At 66.7% G+C, this 23,556-nt stretch carries 21 protein-coding genes; 12 read left to right on the top strand and 9 right to left on the bottom strand.

The genetic code is table 11. The features are described from left to right. Nucleotides 1-6: 6 nt before the first annotated feature. From AXYL_RS16890 to AXYL_RS16880, 3 genes are all read right to left on the bottom strand, one after another. Nucleotides 7-897 (bottom strand): 23S rRNA (adenine(2030)-N(6))-methyltransferase RlmJ, encoded by an 891-nt coding sequence (locus AXYL_RS16890; protein ID WP_013394037.1) that lies wholly within the window; start codon nucleotides 895-897, stop codon nucleotides 7-9. Between the two features lie 12 nt (nucleotides 898-909). Then, complete coding sequence (gene ugpQ / locus AXYL_RS16885; protein WP_013394036.1) at nucleotides 910-1,659, bottom strand: glycerophosphodiester phosphodiesterase; 750 nt, start codon at nucleotides 1,657-1,659, stop codon at nucleotides 910-912. A gap of 108 nt (nucleotides 1,660-1,767) precedes the next feature. Beyond that, nucleotides 1,768-3,060: a M20/M25/M40 family metallo-hydrolase gene (locus AXYL_RS16880; RefSeq protein ID WP_013394035.1), complete on the bottom strand. Its 1,293-nt coding sequence runs from the start codon at nucleotides 3,058-3,060 to the stop codon at nucleotides 1,768-1,770. A gap of 344 nt (nucleotides 3,061-3,404) precedes the next feature. Between AXYL_RS16880 and AXYL_RS16875 the strand changes: the two genes are divergently transcribed. Beyond that, nucleotides 3,405-5,366 (top strand): SurA N-terminal domain-containing protein, encoded by a 1,962-nt coding sequence (locus AXYL_RS16875; protein ID WP_013394034.1) that lies wholly within the window; start codon nucleotides 3,405-3,407, stop codon nucleotides 5,364-5,366. 11 nt (nucleotides 5,367-5,377) lie between these two features. Here the strand turns inward: AXYL_RS16875 and AXYL_RS16870 are convergent, their stop codons facing one another. Beyond that, nucleotides 5,378-6,025: an arylesterase gene (locus AXYL_RS16870; RefSeq protein ID WP_013394033.1), complete on the bottom strand. Its 648-nt coding sequence runs from the start codon at nucleotides 6,023-6,025 to the stop codon at nucleotides 5,378-5,380. Here AXYL_RS16870 and AXYL_RS16865 point away from each other — a divergent pair. Then, the gene (locus tag AXYL_RS16865; protein WP_013394032.1) at nucleotides 6,024-6,701 is read left to right on the top strand and encodes an ABC transporter ATP-binding protein; all 678 of its coding nucleotides are present in this window, start codon (nucleotides 6,024-6,026) and stop codon (nucleotides 6,699-6,701) included. The two genes, AXYL_RS16870 and AXYL_RS16865, sit on opposite strands and share 2 nt — an antisense overlap. 88 nt (nucleotides 6,702-6,789) lie before the next feature. Here the strand turns inward: AXYL_RS16865 and AXYL_RS16860 are convergent, their stop codons facing one another. From AXYL_RS16860 to AXYL_RS16850, 3 genes are read right to left on the bottom strand one after another with little or no spacing between them, the layout of a single operon-like run. Next, nucleotides 6,790-7,773, bottom strand: a complete 984-nt coding sequence (locus AXYL_RS16860; RefSeq protein WP_013394031.1) for an ABC transporter substrate-binding protein — start codon at nucleotides 7,771-7,773, stop codon at nucleotides 6,790-6,792. Nucleotides 7,774-7,795: 22 nt separating this feature from the next. Then, a complete protein-coding gene (locus AXYL_RS16855; RefSeq protein ID WP_013394030.1) occupies nucleotides 7,796-9,442 on the bottom strand; it encodes an ABC transporter permease in 1,647 nt (548 codons plus the stop codon). Nucleotides 9,443-9,455: 13 nt separating this feature from the next. Beyond that, nucleotides 9,456-10,532, bottom strand: coding sequence for an ABC transporter ATP-binding protein (locus tag AXYL_RS16850; RefSeq protein ID WP_013394029.1), 1,077 nt, complete (start codon nucleotides 10,530-10,532; stop codon nucleotides 9,456-9,458). A gap of 244 nt (nucleotides 10,533-10,776) precedes the next feature. Here AXYL_RS16850 and AXYL_RS16845 point away from each other — a divergent pair, with 244 nt between their 5' ends. Both AXYL_RS16845 and serB read left to right on the top strand, forming a co-directional pair. Next, entirely contained in the window at nucleotides 10,777-11,685 is a 909-nt protein-coding gene (locus AXYL_RS16845; protein ID WP_013394028.1) for a LysR substrate-binding domain-containing protein, read from the top strand. Nucleotides 11,686-11,698: 13 nt separating this feature from the next. Further along, nucleotides 11,699-12,412 carry a phosphoserine phosphatase SerB gene (gene serB, locus AXYL_RS16840; protein ID WP_013394027.1) on the top strand — a complete coding sequence of 238 codons (714 nt, stop codon included), beginning with the start codon at nucleotides 11,699-11,701 and terminating at the stop codon, nucleotides 12,410-12,412. 9 nt (nucleotides 12,413-12,421) lie between these two features. Here serB and fabV read toward each other — a convergent pair whose 3' ends face one another. Together fabV and AXYL_RS16830 are read right to left on the bottom strand one after the other, a co-directional pair. Beyond that, nucleotides 12,422-13,612, bottom strand: coding sequence for an enoyl-ACP reductase FabV (fabV, locus tag AXYL_RS16835; protein WP_041653761.1), 1,191 nt, complete (start codon nucleotides 13,610-13,612; stop codon nucleotides 12,422-12,424). A 96-nt stretch (nucleotides 13,613-13,708) separates the two neighbouring features. Next, nucleotides 13,709-14,668, bottom strand: a complete 960-nt coding sequence (locus AXYL_RS16830) for a DMT family transporter (protein WP_013394025.1) — start codon at nucleotides 14,666-14,668, stop codon at nucleotides 13,709-13,711. A gap of 87 nt (nucleotides 14,669-14,755) precedes the next feature. Here AXYL_RS16830 and AXYL_RS16825 point away from each other — a divergent pair, with 87 nt between their 5' ends. The 8 genes from AXYL_RS16825 to AXYL_RS16790 all read left to right on the top strand — a co-directional run bounded on the left by AXYL_RS16825 (nucleotide 14,756) and on the right by AXYL_RS16790 (nucleotide 23,306). Continuing rightward, nucleotides 14,756-15,661, top strand: coding sequence for a LysR family transcriptional regulator (locus tag AXYL_RS16825; RefSeq protein WP_013394024.1), 906 nt, complete (start codon nucleotides 14,756-14,758; stop codon nucleotides 15,659-15,661). 420 nt (nucleotides 15,662-16,081) lie between these two features. Continuing rightward, the gene (locus tag AXYL_RS16820) at nucleotides 16,082-17,128 is read left to right on the top strand and encodes a TRAP transporter substrate-binding protein (protein WP_013394023.1); all 1,047 of its coding nucleotides are present in this window, start codon (nucleotides 16,082-16,084) and stop codon (nucleotides 17,126-17,128) included. Between the two features lie 191 nt (nucleotides 17,129-17,319). Beyond that, a complete protein-coding gene (locus AXYL_RS16815) occupies nucleotides 17,320-17,940 on the top strand; it encodes a TRAP transporter small permease subunit (RefSeq protein WP_013394022.1) in 621 nt (206 codons plus the stop codon). Next, nucleotides 17,937-19,220: a TRAP transporter large permease gene (locus AXYL_RS16810; protein ID WP_013394021.1), complete on the top strand. Its 1,284-nt coding sequence runs from the start codon at nucleotides 17,937-17,939 to the stop codon at nucleotides 19,218-19,220. The genes AXYL_RS16815 and AXYL_RS16810 overlap by 4 nt, the downstream gene beginning before the upstream one ends. 72 nt (nucleotides 19,221-19,292) lie before the next feature. Then, nucleotides 19,293-19,976 (top strand): DUF2848 domain-containing protein, encoded by a 684-nt coding sequence (locus AXYL_RS16805; protein ID WP_013394020.1) that lies wholly within the window; start codon nucleotides 19,293-19,295, stop codon nucleotides 19,974-19,976. A gap of 83 nt (nucleotides 19,977-20,059) precedes the next feature. Further along, on the top strand, nucleotides 20,060-21,409 hold the full coding sequence (locus tag AXYL_RS16800) for an amidase (protein ID WP_013394019.1): 1,350 nt from the start codon (nucleotides 20,060-20,062) through the stop codon (nucleotides 21,407-21,409). A 77-nt stretch (nucleotides 21,410-21,486) separates the two neighbouring features. Next, the gene (locus AXYL_RS16795) at nucleotides 21,487-22,392 is read left to right on the top strand and encodes a LysR family transcriptional regulator (RefSeq protein ID WP_013394018.1); all 906 of its coding nucleotides are present in this window, start codon (nucleotides 21,487-21,489) and stop codon (nucleotides 22,390-22,392) included. A gap of 107 nt (nucleotides 22,393-22,499) precedes the next feature. Continuing rightward, nucleotides 22,500-23,306, top strand: coding sequence for a putative hydro-lyase (locus AXYL_RS16790; RefSeq protein ID WP_013394017.1), 807 nt, complete (start codon nucleotides 22,500-22,502; stop codon nucleotides 23,304-23,306). Nucleotides 23,307-23,556 lie beyond the last annotated feature (250 nt).

The following is a 23,556-nucleotide window of genomic DNA, read 5'->3' as shown; positions in this document are numbered from 1 at the left end:
GCGGAATCAGTCGTCCGACTGCTTCTTCGGCACCGGGAACGGATTCTCGCGGAATTGCAGCGTGAAGCCGGCCCGCTCATCCTGGCCCAGCGTGCGCGCCAGATAAGGCATGGCCTGCTTCAGGGCGTCATGCAAGGTCCAGGGCGGGTTGATCAGGAACATGCCGCTGCCGTGCAGGCCGTAGCCATCGATGGTGGCCTTCTTGACGGTCAGGGTGGCGTGCAGCCAGCTCTTGACCTTCAGGTTTTCCAGGTGGCGCGCCATTTCGCTGGCCTCGCGGCGCTGCACCAGCGGGTACCAGACGGCATAGGTGCCGGTGGCGAAGCGCTTGATGCATTCCTTGATGGTGACGAACGTGCGGCGGTAGTCGTTCTTGTCTTCGTACGACGGGTCGATCAGCACCATGCCGCGGCGCGTGGGCGGCGGCAGCAGCGCCTTGACCCCTTCGAAGCCGTCGTCGCCGTAGATGGTGGTCTGGCGCTGCGCGGCGCGGCCCTGGTGCTCCAGGTTGGCGACCAGCGTGTCGATTTCGGTCGGGTGCATCTCGAACAGGCGCAGCCGGTCCGACGGGCGCAGCGCGTCCAGCGCCAGCCACGGCGAGCCAGGATAGCGCCGCAGGCGGCCGTTGGTGTTGTAGGCGCGGATCCGGGCGACATAGTCGGCCAGGATAGGTGGCAGGTCTTCGGCTTCCCACAGGCGGCCGATGCCGTCGGCGAACTCCGAAGTCTTGGCCGCCCAGTCGCTGTCCAGGCTGTACAGCCCGGCGCCGGCGTGGGTGTCCACGACCCAGTAGGGCGCGTCCTTTTTATTGAAGTAATCCAGCGTGTGGATCAGGATGGCGTGCTTGAGCACGTCGGCGTGGTTGCCGGCGTGGAAGGCGTGGCGGTAACTGAACACGGGCGTTCTGCCTCAGGCGGCGGGCCGGATCGCGGCCAGCTCGTCGGTGAAAATGCCGTCGATGCCCCAGTCGAGCAGCAGGCGCGCGCGCTCGGGGTCGTTGACGGTCCAGGCCGCGATGCGGTAGCCGGCAGCGTGCACGGCGTCGATCAGCTCGCGGGTAGCGTCTTTCTGGTTGATGTTCAGGGCCACGCAGTCGTACTTGACCAGGCGCTCGCGCCAGTCGGCGGGGACCTTTTCCACCAGCAAGGCGCGCGGCAGTTCGGGGGCGGCTTCCTTTGCGGCCTGCAGCGCTTCTTCGGCGAACGAGGACAACAGCGGCGGTTCAGCAGCGCCTTGCCACAGCTGGCGCGCGGCCAGCGCCACGGCGCGGCCGGTTTCGGCTTCGCGGCCCGGGCAGGGCTTGATCTCGACGTTGCTGGCGATGCCGTTGGCCACCGTATAGCGGGCGACGGCGTCGAAGGTCGGCAGCGGCTCGCCGGCGTAGGCGGCCGAATGCCAGCTGCCGAAGTCCAGCTGGGCCAGCTCCGAGTAGGTCTTGGCGGCGGCCGGACCCTGGCCGTTGGAGGTCCGGTCCACGTTGTCGTCGTGCATCAGCACCAGCACGTTGTCGCTGCTCAGCTTGACGTCGTATTCGAACATCGTGAAGCCGTGCTCGGCGCCCACGCGCATGGCGGCCAGGGTGTTCTCCGGGGCCAGACGGCCGCCGCCGCGGTGCGCGATGTAACGGGAGTAGGGCCAGGAGGGGAGTTTTGCGCTCATTTAGGTGTTGCTTCGGGTTCTTTTGTACAGGGTTGCAAGGATACTCCTTCTGCACGCCGGATCCCGGCCTGCCGCGGCGCGCGCGGACGCCGCGGCCTGCCCATGGGCCTACTTCATGGGCGCCTTGTCCTGCGACACGTCCATGATCATCCGCGCCGCCAGGTACAGGCGCGGCACGATGCTGTTGATCTGGATGTACTCGGCGTCGTTGGAGTGCGCGCCGAAACCGCTCAGGCCCATGCCTTCGATCACCGGGCCGCGCGCCTTCAGGGCGGCGAAGGCCGCATCGGTGCCGCCGCCGCTGGCGCGGTCCACGACTTTCATCGGCAGGTCCAGTTCCTTGTAGATCTGCACGCCGTGCTGGGCCAGGGCGCGCGAGGCCGGGGTGGCTTCCAGCGGTGGGCGGCGCACCTCGAATTTCACGCTGACCTTGGATTCGGGCAGCAGTTTCTTCTGTATGCGCTCTTCCAGCGTGCGCGACAGCGCGTCGAAGTCAGAGACGCGCAATGCGCGGGCGTCGGCCTGGGCGGTGGCCTGGCCCGGGATGACGTTGCGGTTGGTGCCCGCCTGGGCCACGGTCCAGTTCAGCTTCAGTCCTTCCTCGGGCTTGGACAGCTTGTCCAGTTGCAGCAGTTGGTGCGCCAGTTCATAGAGCGCATTGACGCCGCCTTCCGGGCGCGCGCCGGCATGCGAGGTCTTGCCCTGCACGGTCAGGTAGGCCGCGCCGATGCCGCTGGTGGCCAGCGTCAGGCGCGCCTCGGCGCCGCCGCCCTCAAATGAGAACACCGCGTCCTGATCGGCGCCCAGGCGGGTGATGGTGCTGCGCGCGCCGGGCGAGCTGATTTCCTCGTCGCCGTTGATCAGCACGGTAATGGTGCCGTAGTCATCGAAACCCAGCTTCTGCAGCAGGGTCAGGGTATGGATGATGGCGGCCACGCCATGTTTGTCGTCGGCAATGCCCAGGCCGTAGGCCTTGTCGCCGTCGACGCGGAAGGGCTGGTCCTTGAGCATGCCGTTGCGGTAGACGGTGTCCATGTGGGCGATCAGCATGATTTTCTTCTGGCCTTTGCCCTTGAACTCGGCATGGACCATGGGGCCGACCTTCTCCGGCGTGTCGTCCAGGCGGAAGACGTCGGTGGGCTGGATGATCTCCACCGTGCCGCCCAGCGCCTTGAGGCGGTCCCGGATCAGTACGGCGATGCGCTCCACGCCCTCGACGTCCTTGCTGCCCGACTCTATCCCGACCAGGTCGCGCATGGTGTCCAGCATGGCTTGCTGCTGGGCTTGCGCGGCCTGGTGGACGGCGGCGACGGGCGCGGCCAGCGCGGCGGGGGCGCCGCTTATGAAGGCCAGGGCGATGCAGGTGCGCAGGAGTGGCAGGCGGGGAGATGGGAACGGCATCAGTGTGTACCTCTGAGCGTGCGTGGAGGGGGCCGCGTCCTCGGAGGCGCGGCGTCGGGGTAATGGGGACTTACCCTGACAGGCCACGATACGGGGGCCGCAAGGGCCTGGAAATGGTGGTTCCCCGGGTTGACTCGGTCCCCGGTTCCGTGCCGCCGGAGCCAGGGCGCAGCCCCGGACGCCATTCGGAAGAATCCAGGCCTGCGCGGCGAATGAGAAATGCTAAAATCCGCCCGCTGATCCGGTATTGACCGGTATGGGAATAGGGCGAATCGACTTCGCCTTTTTTTATGCGTTTTCTTGCGGCTTCGGGCGCCTGCCTGGAGTGCGGCAACAGGGATTCCATGTTCGAATTTATTCGCAGCCATCGGCGCTGGATGCAGTTCATCCTGCTGCTTCTGATTGTGCCGTCCTTCTTCCTGGTCGGTATTCAAGGCTATGACAGCTTCATGCGCGCCGAGCCTGAACTGGCCACGGTCAATGGTCAGCCCGTTACGCGGGCCGAATTCGACCAGGCGCACCGCAACCAGCTGGAGCAGTTCCGCCAGCGCCTCGGCGCCCAGTTCGACCCGGCCGTGATCGACACGCCGGCGTTGCGCGAAGGCCTGCTCAACCAGCTGATCAATCAGCGCCTGCTGGCCAACGTCGCCGTCGACAACCGTTTCTCGGTGTCCGACGAAACGCTGCGCAACACCATCGCCGCGATTCCGGAAGTCCAGGACAATGGCCGTTTCTCGCCCGAGCGCTACCGCCAGGTGCTGGCCGCGCAAGGCATGTCGCCGACCTCGTTCGAAGCCGGCCTGCGCCGCGACCTGGCGGTCGCGCGCGTGCTGGAGCCCGTCGGCCAGTCGGCCCGCGCGCCTGGCGAGGTCGTGGCTGCGCTGGAAACGGCATTGACGCAGCAGCGCACAGTGCAGTTGCGCCGCTTCGCCGCCGCCGATTTCCGCTCACAGGTCAGCGCGACCCCGGCCGACATCCAGGCCTGGTACGACGCCAACAAGCAGCAGCTGCAGATTCCCGAACAGGTCCAGGTCCAGTACCTGGTGCTGGACGAGGCTGCCGCCACGCAAGGCGTGCAGGTCAAGGACGAGGACCTGGCCTCCTACTACGAGCAGAACAAGAACCGCTTCGGCCAGCCCGAACGCCGCCGCGCCAGCCACATCATGATCAACCTGGCCCCTGGCGCCTCGGAAGACGCCCGCAAGGCCGCCCGCGCCAAGGCCGAGGATCTGGCCAAGCAGGCCGCCGCCGATCCGGCGCAGTTCGCCGAACTGGCGCGCAAGAACTCGCAGGACGCAGGTTCGGCCGCCAATGGTGGCGATCTGGGCTGGCTGGCTCCGGGCATGCTGACCGGCCCGCTGGAAAAGGCCATTTTCGGCCAGGCCAAGGACCAGGTGTCCGGCGTGATCGAAACCCCGTCCGGCCTGCACGTCGTCAAGGTCACCGAGATCCAGCCCGCCGCCATCAAGCCGCTGGCCGAGGTCAAGGACCAGATCACCGCTGAAGTCCGCAAGCAGCTCGCCGCCGTGCGCTTCTCGGAAATGGCCAGCCAGCTGAACAAGCAGGTCTACGACCAGCGCGACAGCCTGCAGCCCGCCGCCGACACCGTCGGCCTGAAACTGCGCACCGCGTCCGGCGTGACCCGCGAAGGCCTGCTGCCTGCCGACAAGGCCGGCCCGGGTTCGGCTGCCGCCAGCCCCGACGCCGCGCTGCTGGACAACCCGCGCGTGCGCCAGGTGCTGTTCTCGCCCGACGTGCTGCGTGAAAAGCAGAACTCCGGCGTGATCGAACTGTCGCCCGATACCATGCTGGCCCTGCGCGTTGCCGCGGTCGAGCCGGCCCACGTGCCGCCGCTGGACAAGGTGTCGGAGATCATCCGCGCCAAGCTGCTCGACGAGCGTTCGGCCGAAGCCGCCAAGAAGGCCGGCGAGGCCGCGCTGGCCGCCGATCAGGCCAACCCCGCCGCCACGCCGGAAGGCTTTGGCGCCCCGGTAATCGTGTCGCGCCAGGATCCCAAGGATCTGCCGCGTCCGGTGCTGGACGCCGTCATGCGTCTGCCCGCCACCACGCTGCCGGCCTACGCCGGCGTGCAATCGGGTGCGGACTACACGCTGGCGCGCCTGGAGAAGGTCGAGGCCGGCACGGTCGATCCGGCCGACAAGGAGCGCCTGGCGCAGCAGTTGTCGGGCGCCTGGGGCCAGGCCGAAAACGAAGCCTTGGTGCGCATGCTGCGCGAAGAGTACAAGGTGCAGGTGCTGCCCGCCGCCGCCGCGGTCATCCGCGGCGAGCAGCCGGCAGCCGGCTGATCAGCGCGGAATCAGTTCAACAGTGGCCGCAGCGTCGGCCACACGTTGTCCAGCAAAAGAGGCTGGGCATCCTCGTTCGGATGGATGCCGTCGGCCTGGAACATCGCCCGGTTCGTTGCGATACCTTCCATCAGGAAGGGCACGAGCCGGGCGTTTTCGTCTTTGGCGACCGTGGGGAACACCTGGGCGAATCGCTGGGTGTAGTCCCGGCCGTAATTGGGCGGGATCTGCATGCCGACGATCAGGACTTCGGCGTCGGCCTTGCGGGCGGTCTGGGCCATGGTGCGCAGGTTCTGCTCGGTCATGTTCAGGGGCAGGCCGCGCAGGGCGTCGTTCGAGCCCAGCTCCAGCACCACCACCGCCGGCGCATGCTGGCGCAGCAGGGCAGGCAGGCGGGCCACGCCGCCGCTGGTCGTGTCGCCGCTGATGCTGGCGTTGACGACCTGGTACTTGGGGTATTGTTCCGCTACGCGGGCCGAGAGCAGCGGCACCCAGCCGGTGCCGCGCTTGATGCCGTATTCGGCCGACAGGCTGTCGCCCAGGACCAATACGGTTCGTGGCGCGGAACCCTGGGCGGCCGAGGCGGTCTGAGCGTGGGCGGGCGCCATGATGGCGGTCGCCACGGCGGTCACGAGTAGCAGACGGGAAAATAGGCGCATGGATAACAAGAATTCGATCGAGGTGAAAGGGCTGGGCAAGCAGGTGGCCGATGCCGGCGGCACGCTCTCCATCCTGGAAAGTATCGATTTTACGGTCGAGGCGGGTAGCGCCGTGGCCATCACCGGCAGTTCGGGTTCGGGCAAGTCGACTCTATTGGGACTGCTGGCGGGCCTGGATGTTCCCAGCGTGGGCAGCGTGCGCCTGGCGGGACAGGATTTGTTCTCGCTGGACGAGGACGGCCGCGCGCGCTTGCGCGCCAATCATGTGGGATTCGTGTTCCAGTCGTTCCAGCTGCTGCCCAACCTGACGGCGCTGGAAAACGTGATGCTGCCGCTGGAGTTGGCGGGGCAGCCGGCGCGCGACGCGGCGCAAGCCATGCTGGAACGGGTGGGGCTGGGCAAGCGCCTGCATCATTATCCGCGCACGCTGTCGGGCGGCGAACAGCAGCGCGTTTCGCTGGCGCGCGCCTTCGTGGTGCAGCCGGATTTGCTGTTCGCCGATGAACCCACTGGCAGCCTGGACGCCGCCACGGGCGTGACGGTCATCGACCTGATGTTCGATCTGCACCGGGAGCACGGCACCACGCTGGTGCTGGTGACCCATGATCCGCAGCTGGCGGCCCGTTGCGGGCGCCAGTTGGTGCTGGCTGCGGGGCGCATGGTCAACGGCGACTGACGCCGCCGCCCACCGCCGGGTCGCCCCTAGGTGGGCCAGCGCCCTTGGGGACAGTTAGTCCCGGAGGGGCGCGGCGTGGGGGGGCTTCTTATTTCGCCTTGGCCACGGCCTGATTCCAGGCCGACACTACAGCCTCATACTCCTTTGCCGCCGCATCCTGGCTGACCGGGAAGATCTTGATGGTCTTCAGTTCAGGCAAGGTGGTCAGGCTGGCCACGGCCACGTCCGTACGGGTCGGGCGGCGGAAGTTCTTCACCAGCTGGGCTTCCTGCGATTCCTTGCTCAAGAGGCCGTCGTACAGCGCCTTCGCGGCGTCCATGTTCTTCGCGCCCTTGATGATGAACATGCCTTCAGGCGCCAGGTAGCTGCCCTCGGTCGGGTAGACCAGCTTGATCTCCTTCTGGCCGCCGGCCACGTATTCCTGCGCGGCGTATTCCAGCGTCATGCCGACGGCGTACTCGCCCGCGGCCACGCCCTTGTAGGTGGTGCCCGACGAGGCCGTGACGACCGCGTTGGCGGCGATCTTGTCCAGGCCTTCCTGGCCGAACTGCTTGAAGAGGCCGTACACCAGCATGTAGGCCGTGCCGCTCTTGGACGGATCGGTGATGGCGAACTTGTTCTTCCACTGCGGCTGCATCAGGTCGGACCAGGTGGCCGGGGCCGGCAGGCCCTTGAGCTGGCGTTCGTTGACCATCATCACCATGACGTGCACGTTGGTGCCCACCCACAGGTCGTCCGGACCGCGGAACTCGGTGGGGATCTTGTCCAGGTCGGCCGGGCGGTAGGGCTGCAGGTGCTGGCGGTAGGCGCCCAGCGTGCCGAAGCCGCCGCTCCAGAACAGGTCGCCGCGCGGGTTCTGCGCTTCGGCCTCGATGCGTTTCATCATCGTGCCGGTGCCGCCGGTGACGGGCTGCACGTTCAATTTCGGCGACTTCTGCTTCACCGCGTCCAGGGCGGTTTCGATCGTCTCCGTGTTGTTGGACGAATAGAGCACGACGTTCTGGGCCTGCGCGGCGCCGGTTGCCAGGGCGGCGGCGAGGACGCTGTACTGAAGTAGGTGCTTGAGTTGCATGGTTAGCCTCTGTGCGAGTGGGTTATTTACCGGAGAACAGCTTGATGCGGAACGCCTTGACCGACACGATGATGGGCAGCACGATGACCGTGACCAGCGCCGCACCGTAGGCCGACGCCATGCCCAGCCTGCCGCCGTCGACCTGGCGGAAGATGGCGATGGGCATGGTCTCCAGGCCGCCGCTGTAGGCGACGATGGAGGCCGACAGCTCGGAGATCGTGGTGAGCCACATCAGGATGGCTGCCGAGATGATGGATGCCTTCATCGCGGGCAGGACTACCTTGAAAAACGTCATGAGCGGAGACACGCCCAGGCTGATCGAGGCTTCCTCGATCGATTCGGGGATGTTGAACAGCACCGACGAAGCGTTGCGCACCGCGAAGGGCAGGCGCCGCACCGTGTAGCAAAGCACCATGATTCCCGAAGTGCCCGCCAACACCAGCCAGCCGGTGTTGAAGGTCTGCACCAGCGCGATGCCGAGCACCGTGCCGGAAATGGTCAGCGGCAGCACCACGATGTAGTCCAGCACCTGGGTCGACGCGCTGCGCTTCTTGATCGTCAGGTAGCTCACCAGCACCGCGAAGGCCACGCCCAACACCGTGGCCAGGGACGCGAACTTGAGCGAGTTCAGGATGGGCTCCGGCGCGCCATGCAGCGCGCGCTGCATGCTGGCCAAGGACCACTGGCCCCATTGCATCACCGGCCCGCTGGTCTTGGTGAAGGCGGCGATGAACACCACGATGAGCGGCAGCAGCGAAATGAAGATGATCAGCCCGACGCCGCTGGTGTAGAGCAGGGCGGTCCACGACCGCACGCGGGTGGCGGCCGGCGCGCGCCCCTGCGTCATGGTGTAGACCTTGCGTTCGACCACGCGTTTCTGGAAGAACAGCACGATGGCGACGATGGCGATGGACACCACCGACATGGCGCTCTGCAGTGTCGGGCTGCCGCCCATTTCGCTGACGAAGGTGTTGTACGTCATGACCGAGAGCAGCGGCACGCGGCTGCCCAGCAGCATGGCCAGGGCGAAGTTGCCCACCACCAGCGTGAACACCACCAGCGCGTTGACCAGCACCGCCGGCAGCAGCACCGGCACCAGCACGCGCAGCTTGGTCAGCAGCGGCGGCGTGCCCAGGCTCAGGCCGGCTTCTTCCAACTGGCCGTCGAAGCCGCGCAACGCGGCCAGCACGCCCAGGTAGATGTAGGTGTAGTAGACCAGCGTCATGGAGAACACCATGCCGGTCCAGCCGTAGAACGAAGGCAGCGAGATGCCGGCGTCGCCCAGCAGATTGGTCAGGATGCCGTTGTTGCCCAGGATCAGCAGCCAGGACTGGCCGACGATGATCTCGGGGATCACGATTGTCAGCACCGGCAGGATCGCCACCAGGTTCTTCAGCGGAAAGTCGAAGCGCGCCACCATGTAGGCGAAAGGCACGCCCACCAGCACCGTGCAGGTCGTGACCGCCAGGCCCAGGATCAGCGTATTGCCGAAGGCCTCCACATACTGCGAATCGGCCAGCAGGGCCTTGAAGCCCTCCAGCGTGAAGCCGCCGTCCTGCCCGGTGACGCTGTTGCTGAACAGCACGCCCAGCGGATAGAGCACGAAGAACAGCAGCAAGGCCAGGCTGATCGCGGTCAAGATGCCCCAGGGCCACCATTTGATTTTCATGGTCGGCGCGTCCTCAGGCGTTGACGACGCGGCTGTCGGCGGGGATCAGCACCTGCACGGCTTCGCCGGGCTGGAACTGCGCCACCATATTGCCGGCATGCAGTTCGACGCGGATCTCGGAGCCATTGTCCAGCGCGATGCGATAGGCCGTCTTGAAACCCAGGTACTGGCGCCGCAACACCTTGCCGGGCAAGGTATTGGGCACGTAAGGGGCGGGCGCCATCAGGGCCAGTTCCTCCGGGCGGGCGATCAGCACGCCCTTGCCGTCCAGCTGGTCGCTGCCTTGCACGCCGTCAAAGCCCAGGCCGCAGATCTCGTAGCGCACATGGCCGGCGGGAGCGCCTGCCTGGCCGTTGCGGGCCGGCACCGGGATCACGTTGGCCGAGCCGATGAAGTCCGCCACGTAGGCGTTGACGGGCGTGCCGTAGAGTTCTTCCGGCGTGCCCAGCTGGGCGATGTCGCCGCGATCCATGATGGCGATGCGGTCGGACATCGCCAGGGCTTCTTCCTGGTCATGCGTCACGAACACCGTGGTAATGCCGGCCTCGCGCACCAGGTCCAGGATCACGTCGCGCATTTGTAGACGCATCTTGGCGTCCAGGTTGGAAAGGGGCTCGTCCATCAGCAGCACGCGCGGGCGGATCACCAGCGCGCGCGCCAGGGCCACGCGCTGGCGCTGCCCGCCGCTCATCTGCGCGGGATAGCGTTCCGCCAGGGCCAGCAGCCCGACCTTGTCCAGCGCCTCGTTGACGCGCCGCGTGATTTCGGCGCGCGCCACGCCGCGGGCGCGCAGGCCGTAGGCGACGTTGTCGAAGGCGGTCTTGTCGGGGAACAGCGCATAGTCCTGGAACACCATGCCGATGTCGCGGCGGTGCGCGGACACATGGGTCACGTCGTCCTGGTCGAACAGCAGGCGTCCGCCGTCGGGCGCATAGAAGCCGGCAATGCAGCGCAGCAGCGTGGTCTTGCCGCAGCCGCTGGGTCCCAGCAGCGTGTAGAACGCGCCGTCGGGGATGTGCAGCGACAGATTGCGCAGCACTTGCTGCCCGCCGAAAGTCTTGACGATGCCGTCTACGGTGATTGATGCCATGTTTCGCTTCCTGCTTGAGGTTGTCGGCATCATAGGAACGCGCTGTGCGCCCGACCAGCGGTGTTTTTTAAGGGTAGTCGTTAGTTTTTCTAAGAGGTCGGCGCGCGGGCTATCACCTAGAATGCGGCTGGATGGCAGAGGCGCGCGCAAGCCGCGCCCATAGAAAAATAGACGACAAGGGAAAACGTGGGAAAGAGCAGCACAGCGCGGCGCCGGGCCGGCGCGCGGGCGGGCCGCAACTGAGATGGCGGGGCAGAGCCTGCCGCCGCTCAAGGCCTTGCGCGTGTTCGAAGCCGCGGCGCGTCTGCGCAGTTTCACCGCGGCCGCCGACGAACTGAGCATTACGCACAGCGCGGTCAGCCAGCAGATCCGCATACTCGAAGAGTACGTGGGGCAACCCCTGTTCGCGCGCGAGGCGCGCGGCGTGGCGCTGCTGCCTTGCGCCCAGGCCTATTTTCCCGAGATCCAGGCCAGCCTGGAACGCATCGCGGCCGCGACCGCCAAGCTGAAATCGCCCGCCTATGGCGGCGTGCTGCGCGTCTGCGCCACGCCGTCCCTGACCATGAAATGGCTGATTCCGCGCCTGTCGGCGTTCCAGGCCCGGCATCCGGGGGTGGACGTGCAGCTCACCACGCAGGGGCGCTCCTTCCTGGACCGTGGCGGCGATACGGGCAGCGACGTGCTGATCCGCCATGGCTACATGGCGCATTCGGACCTGGCCTGTGTGCACTGCCTGGACGACTTTCACGTGCCAGTGGCGTCGCCGCGCTTCATCGAGCGCAACCGCCTGGCCGCGCCTGCGGATTGCCTGGGGCATCCGCTGCTGAAGATCGCGGGCGGCATGGACCACTGGCCGCGCTGGTTCGCGCTGGCCAAGGTGGACGTGCCCGCGCAGTTGCCCGGGCCGGTGTTCGACCACCAGTTCCTGTGCATGCAGGCTGCCATGAACGACCTCGGCATCGCGCTGGCGCCTTGGTGCCTGCTGGAAGACGATATCCGCGCTGACCGGCTGCGCCCGCTGTTCGACGGCCCGCAACTGCCCAACGCCGGCATCCACGCCCTGTACCGGCAGGACGGTCCCGCCGCTGCATCCGCGCAATTGTTCATCGAGTGGCTGCGCGAGCAAGGGCGCGACCCCTCCCATTCCGCATAGACAAGGACAACTCATGCATTCCGCCTCGACGATACCCGGCCTGCACTGGCGCGGCATTGCGCCTCCGCTGGCGCTGAGGGACTACAAGCTCATCGCCTTCGACATGGACTCCACGCTGATCTCGATCGAGACGCTGGACGAGATGGCGGACCTGATGGGCAAGAAGGCCGAGGTGGCGGCGCTGACCGAAGCCGCGATGCGCGGCGAGATCAAGGACTACAAGCAGAGCCTGCGCGAGCGCGTGGCGCTGCTGGCGGGTATGCCGGAAGCGGCGCTGGACGAGGTCTACGAGCAGCGCGTGCGCATCAATCCTGGTGCCGAGACGCTGATCGCGGCCTGCAAGGCCGCGGGCCTGACCTGCCTGCTGGTGACCGGCGGCTTTACCTGCTTCACCGACCGCCTGCGGGTGCGCCTGGGCCTGGACGACGTGCGCGCCAATGTGCTGGAAATCGTAGACGGCCGCTTGACGGGCCGGCTGCTGCCCCAGGCCTGGGGCGATATCTGCGACGGAGAGGAGAAGCGCCGCAAGCTGCTCGAAGTGTGCGCGGCGCTGGGCGTGGGACCGGAGCGCGCCATCGCCGTGGGCGATGGCGCCAACGATCTGCCGATGATGCGCGCCGCCGGCTTGTCGGTGGGCTACCGCGCCAAGCCGGCCGTGCGCGAGGAGGTCAAGGTGGCGATCGACGAAGGCGGCCTGGACCGCCTGCTGGAGCTGATGGCGCGTTAGCGGCGCGGCTTACGCCAGGCCGCGGATTTCCACGGCCGGATCGGTGTCGGCTTCATAGTCGACGCCGTCGATCTCGAAGCCGAACAGGCGCAGGAAGTCCTGCTTGTAGCCCGCGAAATCCGTCAGCTGGTAGATGTTGTCGTTGGTGACCTGGCTCCACAGCGCCTGCACGCGGGCTTGTATTTCGGGATCCAGTTCCTTGTAGTCGGCGCGCAGGCGGCCGTCCTGGTCCAGGATGGGCGCCTGGCCGCAGAGGCTGTCGCGGTACAGGCCATAGACCTGTTCGATGCAGCCTTCATGCGTGCCGGCTTCCTTCATGGTCTTGAACAGCAGTGACAGGTAGAGCGGCATCATGGGGATCGCCGAGCTGGCCTGCGTCACCACCGCCTTGAGCACCGACACGCGGGCGTCGCCGCCGCGCGCGGCCAGCTTGGCGCGGATTTCCAGCACCTTCTGGTCCAGGTCCTTCTTGGCGGCGCCGATGGAGCCGTTCCAGTAGATGTCGTGGGTGATCTTCTCGCCCAGATAGGTGAAGGCCGTGGTGGTGGCGCCTTCGGCCAGCACGCCCGCTTCCAGCAGGGCATCGATCCACATCTGCCAGTCTTCGCCGCCCATGACGGCCACGGTGGCGTCGATCTCGGCCTGGGTGGCCGGTTCCAGCACGGATTCCTTGACCACTTCGCGGTCGGTGTCCAGGCCGCGCAGGTTGACCGCCTGGCCGATGGGCTTGAGCGTGGAATTGAAGACTTCCCCGGTTTTCGGGTGCGTGCGACGCGGCGCGGCCAGGCTGTAAATCACCTGGTCGACCTGGCCGAGGTCCTGTTTGATGAGATCTATGGTCTTGCGCTTGATCTCGTCGGAGAAGGCGTCGCCATTGACGCTCTTGGCGTAGAGCCCGGCGGCGTGGGCCTGCTCGTGGAACTCCGCCGTGTTGTACCAGCCCGGGGTGCCAGCCTTGGCAGCGTCGCCGGGCCGTTCGAAGAACACGCCCAGCGTCTGCGCGCCGCAGCCGAAGGCCGCGCTGATCCGCGCCGCCAGGCCATAGCCGGTGGATGCGCCCAGCACCAGCACGCGTTTCGGCCCGCCAGCTATCGGCCCCTGGGCCTGGACGTAGTCGATCTGATTGCGGACGTTGGCGGCGCAGCCGGCCGGATGGGTGGTGACGCAGATGAAGCCGCGCACACGGGGCTTGATGATCATGGGAGCCTCGATTCGGGGATTGCCTGGATCGCCCATGCGCGAAAGCGCAAAAAGCGACCCGCATTGTACGGGAGGAGGCGCCCGCGCGCTGCTGGCTCAGCGCACGCCGGCCCGGGCCAGCGGCGCGGCCTGGGCGCGGCTGCGGCGCCATTCGATCAGGCCGATGCCGATACCGCTGGCGCAGATGATGGCGATGCCCAGCCAGGTCAGAGGATCCGGGAAATGGCCCCAGACCAGCCAGCCGACCGAGGTGGCGCTGATGATCTGCAGGTAGACAAAGGGCGCCAGGGTAGAAGCGGGCGCGCGGCGGTAGGCGGCGATCTGGAACAGATGCCCAAGGCCACCGGTGATGCCGGTGGAGATCAGCACGACCCAGTCCAACGGCGCCAGCGCCTTGAGGATGGGCAGGGCGGGCGGCAGGATGAAGGGCAGGGCCAGCGTCAGGCAGATGGTGCCGACGGCGCCGCTCCAGATCAGCGAGGTGAACGGGTCGTCGCCCGCGACGCGGCGCGTCGCAATGAACTGCACCGCGAAACAACAGGCCGTGAGCAGGCCGAACACCGTGCCGACGGGATCCAGGCCGCCGCCGGGACGGATCACGATGATCACGCCGATGAAAGCAATGCCCGCGGCGACGAAACGCGACAGGCGGGCAGGTTCCTTGAGCACCCAGGGCGCGGCCGACAGCACCAGCAGCGGCGCCAGGAAATTGATGGCGGTGGCTTCGGCCTGGGGGATGTAGCTCAGCGTGGTGAAGAACATCAGCGTGGCCAGGAACATCGAGCCACCCCGCAGGATCTGTTCGCGCGGCTTCTTGCTGCGAAAAACGCCCAGGCCGCGCGCAGGCAGCACCAGGGCCAGCACCAGCGCCAAGTGCACGGCGTAGCGGAACCACGACAGCACCAGCAACGGTACGCCCGCGTTCATCACCCACTTGCCGCTGGCGTCCAGGCACGACAACGTCCACATCGACAGCACCAGCAACAGCACCCCCATCATCGGGCCGCCGGAGGCGGGCGCGGTTGAGCGCGTGCGACCGTGATCGGCCGGGGTCATCGACAAACTCCTTATCTGGCTGGGACGCCGGCTTGCGGGCACCGGGCGGCTGACATGATACGCTCATCGCGCCGGGGGAACAGGCTGATGATCGAACTACGCAATATCGAAACTTTTTTCTGGGTAGCCACGCTGGGCAGCTTTCGCGCCGCGTCGGACAAGCTCAACACCACGCAGCCTGCGGTATCGCAGCGCATTGCCTCGCTCGAGGCCGACCTGGGCGTGCGCCTGTTCGAGCGCGAGGCGCGCGGCGTGAAGCTGACCGCCAAGGGGCACGAGCTGCTGTCGCACGCCGAACGCATGCTGCAGGTGCGGCGCGACATGTTCGAGGCCGCGCGCGAGCAGAACGTCATGAGCGGCACGGTGCGCATCGGCGTGGCCGAGACCATCGTGCAGACCTGGCTGCCCACGCTGATCGAACTGATCCATTCGAATTATCCGGCGCTGGTGCTGGAGATCGAGGTCGACACGACCCATGTGTTGCGTTCGCACCTGATGTCGCGCCAGATCGATCTGGCCTTCCTGATGGGACCTGTGCTGGAGGCGCGGGTCGAAAATCTGCCGCTCTGCACCTATCCGCTGGCCTGGGTCGCGAGCCCGGTGCTGGACCTTGGACCCGAACCGTTGACATTGGAGCAGATCGGCAAGCTGCCCATCATCACCTATCCCTCCAACAGCGCGCCGTACCGCGTGGTGCGCGACATGCTGACGCGTGCGGGGGTGACCGCGCCGCGCATGTACGGTAGCGCGTCGATGTCGATGATGGTGCGCATGACCCAGGATGCAATCGGCACCAGCGTGATCGCGCCTGTTTTCCTTGGCAAGGAATTGGCCCGCGGCGAACTGCGCATCCTGTGCGTGCAGGCCGATCCCTTGCCGGAACTGAATTTCACGGCGACCTGGGTCCAGGGGCCGGATAGCCACGCGGTGCGCGTCATCGCTCAGATGGCCCAGAAGGTGGCCGAGCAGGCAGCGGACGGGGTGCCTATCTAGGTGTTTACCCCAGCAGGCGTCGCGAGGGCGGCGCAATCAGCCATTTGGCAGGGCTGCGGCCCGGCGTGGCTAGCTGCCCGCTGAGCCGCGCCACTGCGTCGTCTGCGCGAAACGCAACGCGCCTGCCGGGCGAGACCAAAGAAAAATTTATACCCCCGTATCGCAACATACGATTGGACGCTCCGCGCCCCTGACGCTGCAATGGCGGCACATCAATAACGATCGCCTGGATGCATAGAGCGGGGGAAGCATGAACCAGCGTATGTCCCATTCCCAGACCCGGGCGGCAAGCCAAGCCGCGCAGGCGCGATGCCTGTCGTTGCGCGGCTGATCTCCAGACTCTCCGATTGCCACCGCGCGCCGCCAGGATAACGGGATCCGGCGCGCGGCATACCATCCCGCCAGCTAGGAGTTTTGTCCATGAAGAAGTCGCTAGTTTTCGCCGCTGTCGCCGCCGGCTTGCTGGCCGGCGCCGTCCAGGCGCAGGACCTGCCCAAGACGCAGTTGAAGGTCGTGGGCGGCCTGAGCAACCTGACCGCCTACAACGATTACGAAAAGCCGTTCTGGACCAAGACCATTCCCGAGCTGTCCAAGGGGCAGGTCACGGCAGATATCAAGGGCTTCAACGAAATGGGCCTTAAGGGTCCCGAACTGCTGCGCCTGATGTCGCAGGGCGTGGTCGAGTTCGGCACCGCCACCCTGGCGTACTTCGCCAGCGACAACCCCATCAACGAAGCGATCGACCTGGCCGGCCTGGCGCCTGACGTCAAGACCGCGCGCGCCGTTACCGACGCGTTCGAGCCGGTCTACGCCAAGCTGTATGGCGAAGGCAACAACGTCAAGCTGCTGGGCATTTCCACCTACCCCGCGCAAGTGCTGTTCTGCAACGCCGAAATCAAGAGCCTGGCGGACATCAAGGGCAAGAAGGTCCGCACCAGCAGCCGCACCACCGCCGAGTTCGTCGAGGCGCTGGGCGGTTCCAGCGTGACCATGGCCTTCGGCGAAGTGGTGCCCGCGCTGCAGAACAAGGTGGTGGATTGCGCCATCACGGGTTCGCTGTCGGGTTATTCGGCCAAGTGGTACGAAGTGTCGACGCACCTGGTCGCGCTGCCGATCAACTGGAATCAGCAGATCCACGCCGTGAACCAGAAGGCCTGGGACAAGCTGGATCCCAAGGTGCGCACGTTCCTGCAGACCAATGTGAAGACCCTGGTCGACAACATCTGGGACGCCGCCGCACGCCAGACGCAGGAAGGCTATGACTGCAACACGGGCGCTGCCGCTTGCCCGTTCCCGGTCAAGGGCAAGATGGTCCTGGTCCAGCCCTCGGACGCCGACCGCGCGCTGCTGAAGAAGGTCACCGAGGAAGCCGTGCTGCCCAAGTGGGCCGCGCGCTGCTCGGCCCAGTGCGTGAAGGACTTCAACGCGACGGTCGGCAAGACGCTGGGCCTGACTGCCAGCAAGTAGTTCCCCCCGAAGCGCTGCGCGCTTCCCCCCCCAGGGGGGGCATGCCTGCGGACCGGCTGAGCCGGACCCGCGGCATCCCGATGGGGGGAGTCGCTGCAGATCGGCATAGCCGGCTTCGTGGCGTCCCTATGGGATCGTTCGTTACATAGCTGGGAGGGCGCTGCGCGCCCGACCCTGCAAAGGTTTTACTCATGACTCAAACTGAACACTTTCGCCTGCTGGGCGGGCTATTGCGGCGCGCTGAGAGCTTCTCTCGCGTGGCCGTGTGGGCCGGCGGCGCACTGACGGTGGCCAGCGTGCTGCTGATCTCGTTTGACGTGCTGGCCCGCAAATTCCTGGGCTTCACGACGGGCGGCGCGGATGAGCTGTCCAGCTACGCTTTCGCCATCAGCACCTCGTGGGCGCTGGCGTTCGCCACGCTGCAACGCGCCAACGTGCGCGTGGACGTGGTCTACCAGTACATGCCGGTGCGCATCGCGGCCGTGCTGGACTGGATCTCCATGGTGGCCCTGGCGGTCTTCATGGTCTACCTGACTTACTACGCGTCCGAGGTGGTGCAGACCTCCTGGGCGCAGAAATCCGCCGCCAACACGCCGCTGGCCACGCCCTTGTGGATTCCGCAGGGCCTGTGGCTGCTGGGCCTGGGCTGGATGTGCATCACGGTCGCGCTGATGCTGGCGCGCGCCTCCGCCGCGCTGGTCACGGGCGACATCGAACTCGTCAAGAACATTTGCGGCGTGCGTTCGGCGCAGGAAGAGGCCGACGAGGAAGCCGCCGCCGGCGAGCGCATGGTGAAGGGAGAAGCCGCATGATTTCCACCGCATTGATACTGCTCCTGGTGCTGATCGGCCTGTCCATTCCGGTGGGCGCGGCGCTGGGCGTGCTGGGCCTGATCCTGGACCCGCTGTTCTCGATGCTGCCGCTGACGCGCGCGATCGGCGAAGTGTCCTGGAGCACCAACAACGAGTTCCTGCTGGTGGCGATTCCGCTGTTCATCATGCTGGGCGAGGTGCTGCTGCGCGCCGGTTTCGCCGAACGCATGTATGGCGCGATGAGCCTGTGGCTGTCGTGGCTGCCGGGGGGGCTGATGCACGCCAACATCGGCGCCTCGACGCTGTTCTCGGCCACCTCCGGCTCCAGCGTGGCGACCGCCGCGACCGTGGGTACCGTGGCCATCCCGCAGATCCGCAAGTACGGCTACAACGAGCCGCTGTTCCTGGGCAGCCTGGCTGCCGGCGGTACGCTGGGCATCCTGATCCCGCCATCGATCAACCTGGTCATCTATGGCGTGCTGACCAATTCGTCGGTGCCCAAGCTGTACCTGGCCGGCATCATCCCGGGCTTCGCGATGGCCGCACTGTTCATGCTGACGGTGGTCATCGCCTGCGTTGCCAAGCCGTCCTGGGGCGGCAAGAAGATCCAGGCGACCTGGGGCCAGCGCATCGCCAGCCTGGTGCACCTGGCGCCGCCCATGGGGATCTTCTTCCTGGTGGTGGGCTCCATCTACGCCGGCCTGGCCACGCCGACGGAAGCGGCCGCGCTGGGCGTGCTGGGCGCCTTCATCCTGGCGGCCTGGTTCCGCCGCCTGTCGTGGTCGATGCTGCGCGAGGTCATGGAAGGCACCATGCGGTCGACGGCCATGATCATGCTGATCGTGGTGGCCGCCAGCTTCCTGAACTTCGTCATGTCCGCTACCGGTCTGACGGATGCACTGACCAAGTCGATCACGGGCCTGGGCCTGTCGCCCGGCTGGATGCTGCTGATCGTGGTGATCTTCTACCTGGTGCTGGGCTGCTTCATGGAAACGCTGTCCATGATGATCACGACCATCCCCATCGTCGCGCCCATCATGATCGGCCTGGGTTTCGATCCCATCTGGCTGGGCATCGTCATCATCATCCTGGTCGAGGCCGCCCTGATCACGCCGCCCGTCGGTTTGAACCTGTTCGTGGTGCAAAGCCTGCGCAAGAGCGGTTCCATGAGCGCGGTCATCGTCGGCAGTCTGCCGTTCGTGCTGGCCATGTTCGTGATGCTGGCGCTGCTGGCTTTCTGGCCGGACGTGGCGCTGTGGCTGCCGCGCGTGTTCGGCTGACCTTCATTCCATAGACATTCCGGGCGCGGCGAGCCGCCGCGTCCTTCACTCCCTTATTTCAGCAGGACAGATATGAAAGCCGTATTCCAGATCGAAGATTCGCAACCCCGCCAGGTCGAAGTCGAGTTCGACACCCTGATCGTCGCCGGCTGGGCCGGACGCGACATCGCCGCGATCGAGCACCACATCGAAGAACTGGCCGCCATCGGCGTGCCGCGTCCCAGCAGCGTGCCGCTGTACTACCGCATCGCCGACAACCAGCTGACCCAGAAGGAAACTGTGCAGGCCCTGGGCGAGGACTCCTCGGGCGAAGTGGAAACCTTCGTGTTCGCGGTGGACGGCGAGATGTACGTCAGCATCGCCTCGGATCACACCGACCGCAAGTTGGAGACCTATAGCGTGGCGATGTCCAAGCAGGTCTGCGTCAAGCCGCTGGCCAATAGCGCCTGGCGCCTGGCCGATGTGGCCGACTACTGGGACGAACTCGTGATCCGTTCCTACATCGTCGAGAACGGCGTGGAAGTGCTGTATCAAGAGGGTCCGCTGGCGTCGCTGCGCACGCCGCAGGATCTGGTCGCCGGCTACACCGGCGGCTCGGCCGTGCTGCCGGCGGGCGCCGGCATGACCTGCGGCACCGTCGGCGCGATCGGCGGCATCCGCCCCTCGGCCGACTTCACGATGGAGTTGCACGACCCGCGCCGCCAGCGCAGCCTGCGTCACCGCTATCATGTCGAGACGCTGCCCGTGGTGGCCTGATTCCGGCCTCCGGCGCCTATCGCCAGGCGCGCCCGCGGGCGCGCCTGTTTGCACTCATGCCGCAAGGCGGCACTAGGATGACTATGGTTTCGACTCTGAATGATCTGACCCTGGCCCTGCAAGAGGGCCGCAGCAGCTCCGTGGAACTGACGCGGGCCGCACTGGCCCGCGCCCAGGACGTAGCGGGCGAGGGCGCGCGCGCCTACACCCGCTTGTACGCCGATACGGCGCTGGCCCAGGCGCAGGCGTCCGACACGCTGCGCGCGGCCGGCATCGTCCGCTCCGCGATCGAGGGCTTGCCCATCAGCATCAAGGACCTGTTCGACATCGAGGGCGAGACTACGATGGCGGGTTCCGTGGCGCGCGAAGGCGAGCCGGCGGCCGACGCCGACGCTGAAGTCGTGCGCCGCCTGGTGGCGGCGGGCGCGGTCATCATCGGCCGCACCAACATGACCGAGTTCGCCTATTCGGGCCTGGGCATCAACCCCCACTACGGCACGCCGCTGAATCCCTACGACCGCGCCACCGGCCGCATTCCCGGCGGCTCGTCCTCGGGCGCCGCCGTCTCGGTCGCCGACGGCATGGCGGCAGCCGCCATCGGTTCGGACACCGGCGGCTCGGTGCGCATCCCCGCCGCGCTTTGCGGCCTGACGGGCTTCAAGCCCAGCGCCTGGCGCGTCTCCATGGAAGGCGTGCTGCCGCTGTCGGCCAACCTGGATTCCATTGGTCCCATCGCCGCCAGCGTGCGCTGCTGCGCCGAGCTGGATGCCATCCTGTCCGGCGACGGCGGCCCGGTGCCGGAAGCGGCGGCGCTGCGCGGTTTGCGCCTGGCCATCCCGACCACCTTGGCGCTGGACGCCATGGACAAGCACGTCGCCGACAGCTTTGCGGCCGCGGTCAGCCGCTTGAAGGACGCGGGCGCGCTGGTCGAAGAGATCGCGATTCCGGAATTCGCGGAACTGGCCGCCATCAACGCCAAGGGCGGCTTCACCGCCGCCGAGGCCTGGGCCTGGCACCGCGACCTGATCGCCCGCGCCGGCAAGCGCTATGACCCGCGCGTGGTGTCGCGCATCATGCGCGGCAAGGACATGAGCGCGGCCGACTACCTGGACCTGCTGGACGCGCGCGAAGCCTGGGTGGCGGCGGTGGACCGCCGCATCGCGGGCTATGACGCCCTGATCATGCCGACCACGCCGATCGTGGCGCCGGCAGTGGCCGACCTGCAGGCTTCGGACGACGCCTACTACGCGGCCAACGGCCTGATCCTGCGCAATCCGACGCTGATCAATTTCCTGGATGGCTGCGCGCTGTCGCTGCCTTGCCATGCGTCCGGCACGGCGCCGGTGGGGCTGATGATCGCGGGCAGCAATGGTACTGACCGCCGCATCCTGAGCATCGGCCTGGCGGTGGAAGCGCTGTACGCCGGCCAGTGATGCAAGGCCGGGGCGGACGCGGCCGCCGGCCCGTCCCGGGCGCTAAGATGGCGGCTGCATAGCCGGACGCCGCCGCCATGATCGATCTGCGCAATATCGAGACCTTCTTCTGGGTCGCCACCCTGGGCGGGTTCCGGGCCGCGGCCGAGAAGCTCAACGCCACCCAGCCCGCCATTTCCCAGCGCATCGCGTCGCTGGAATCGGATCTGGGCGTGCGTCTGTTCGACCGCGACACCCGCGGCATCAAGCTGACGGGCAAGGGCCGCGAACTGCTGTCGCATGCGGAGCGCATGCTGCAGATGCGGCGCGACATGCAGGAGGCCGCGCGCGCCAAGAGCGTCATGAGCGGCACGCTCAGGCTGGGCGTCTCGGAAACCATCGTGCATACCTGGCTGCCTACCTTGATGGAGCATCTGCACGACGTCTATCCGGCGCTGATGGTCGAGATCCAGGTGGATACGACCACGGTGCTGAAGACGCAGCTGGCCTCGCGCCAGATCGACCTGGCGTTCCTGCTGGGGCCGATGGAAGAGCCCCGCATCGAGAATCTCTATCTCTGCAACTACCCCCTGTCCTGGGTGGCCAGCCCCAAGCTCAAGGTCGGACGCCAGCCGATCGCCCTGAAGCGGCTGGCCGAATGGCCCGTCATCACCTATCCGTCGACCACCGATCCGCACCGCGCCGTGCGCCAGTTGCTGCAGCAGGCCGGCGTGGAGGCGCCGCGCATGTATGGCAGTTCCGCGCTCAGCGTCATCGTGCGGATGGCGCAGGACGCAATCGGCACCGCCGTCATCGCGCCCGTCATCCTGCACAAAGAGTTGGCGCAGGGCGAATTGCGCATCCTGGAGGTGAAGGCGCCGGCCTTGCCGCCGCTGCACTACACCGCTTGCTGGATGCAGGGGCCGGATAGCCAGATCCCGCGCGCGGTGGCCGAGGCGGCACAGCAGATTGCGCGTGAAGAGGCGCTGCGCTATCCGGCTTAACCCTGATAAGGAATATTGATCGGGGTCTATCGCAACTTGTGATTGGACGCTGGTCCGCGGTTCCTGTGCAATGTCCCCATACCGGAATCATCATTGAAGGGATGGACATGCATACGAACCCTGCCGTGCGCACCAGCGTGGAATTGGCCCGCCAGGCGCGCCTGGATGCGCGCAGCGGCAAGCTCACCGGCCCCACGGCGAACCTCGCGCCGGGCCATGTGCAGGCCAACCTCGCGATCCTGCCGCGCGCGCTGGCCGCGGACTTTCTGCACTTCTGCCAGCGCAATCCCAAACCCTGTCCCTTGCTGGCCATGTCCGAGCCGGGCGATCCCGCCTTGCCGGAATTGGGGCAGGACATCGATATCCGCAGCGACATCCCGCGCTACCGCGTCTGGCAGAACGGCGAGCTGGTGGCCGAGCCCACCGACGTGCGGGATCTTTGGCGCGACGACCTGGTGTCGTTCCTGATCGGCTGCTCGTTCTCGTTCGAGGAAGCGATGCTGGATAACGGCCTGCCCGTGCGTCATATCGAGCAGGGCTGCAACGTGCCGATGTACCGCACCAATGTTCCAACCCATGCCGCGGGCGTGTTCGGCGGCCCGCTAGTCGTGTCCATGCGTCCCCTGAAGGCTGCGGACGCCATCCGCGCCATCCAGGTGACCTCGCGGTTTCCCTCGGTCCACGGCGCGCCGGTGCACATCGGCGACCCCGCGTTGATCGGGATTGCCGACATCAGCCGCCCGGACTATGGTGATCCGGTGGAGATACGCGAAGGCGAAATGCCTGTGTTCTGGGCTTGCGGCGTGACGCCGCAGTCGGTGGTCGCGGCTGTGCGGCCGGAGTTCTGCATTACCCACGCGCCGGGCCACATGCTGGTCACGGACCTCATCAACAGCAGGATGGCGGTGTTCTGACCGCTCGCCTGCCGTTTCCAGGCAGCGCGTAAACAGGAAGCGGCAGCAGTCGTACTTGTGCAGCAGTATCCGTTGTGCCACCAGAACGATCCATCATAGGACAAGGGGAAATGGCGACAACGCTTTGAATCTGGGGCCTTCCGGCTGGCCGGAGGGTCCCGTGACGCCGCGAACGGGGCCATTGCCCAGGCGATGCACCCGCCCGCGCAGATGAATTGCTTTCACACCTAGCCGGTTCAATCCAGGAGTC

The sequence above is a fragment of the Achromobacter xylosoxidans A8 genome (assembly GCF_000165835.1).
Lineage (GTDB): Bacteria > Pseudomonadota > Gammaproteobacteria > Burkholderiales > Burkholderiaceae_B > Achromobacter > Achromobacter xylosoxidans_B.
This window is presented reverse-complemented; position numbering and strand designations above follow the sequence as displayed.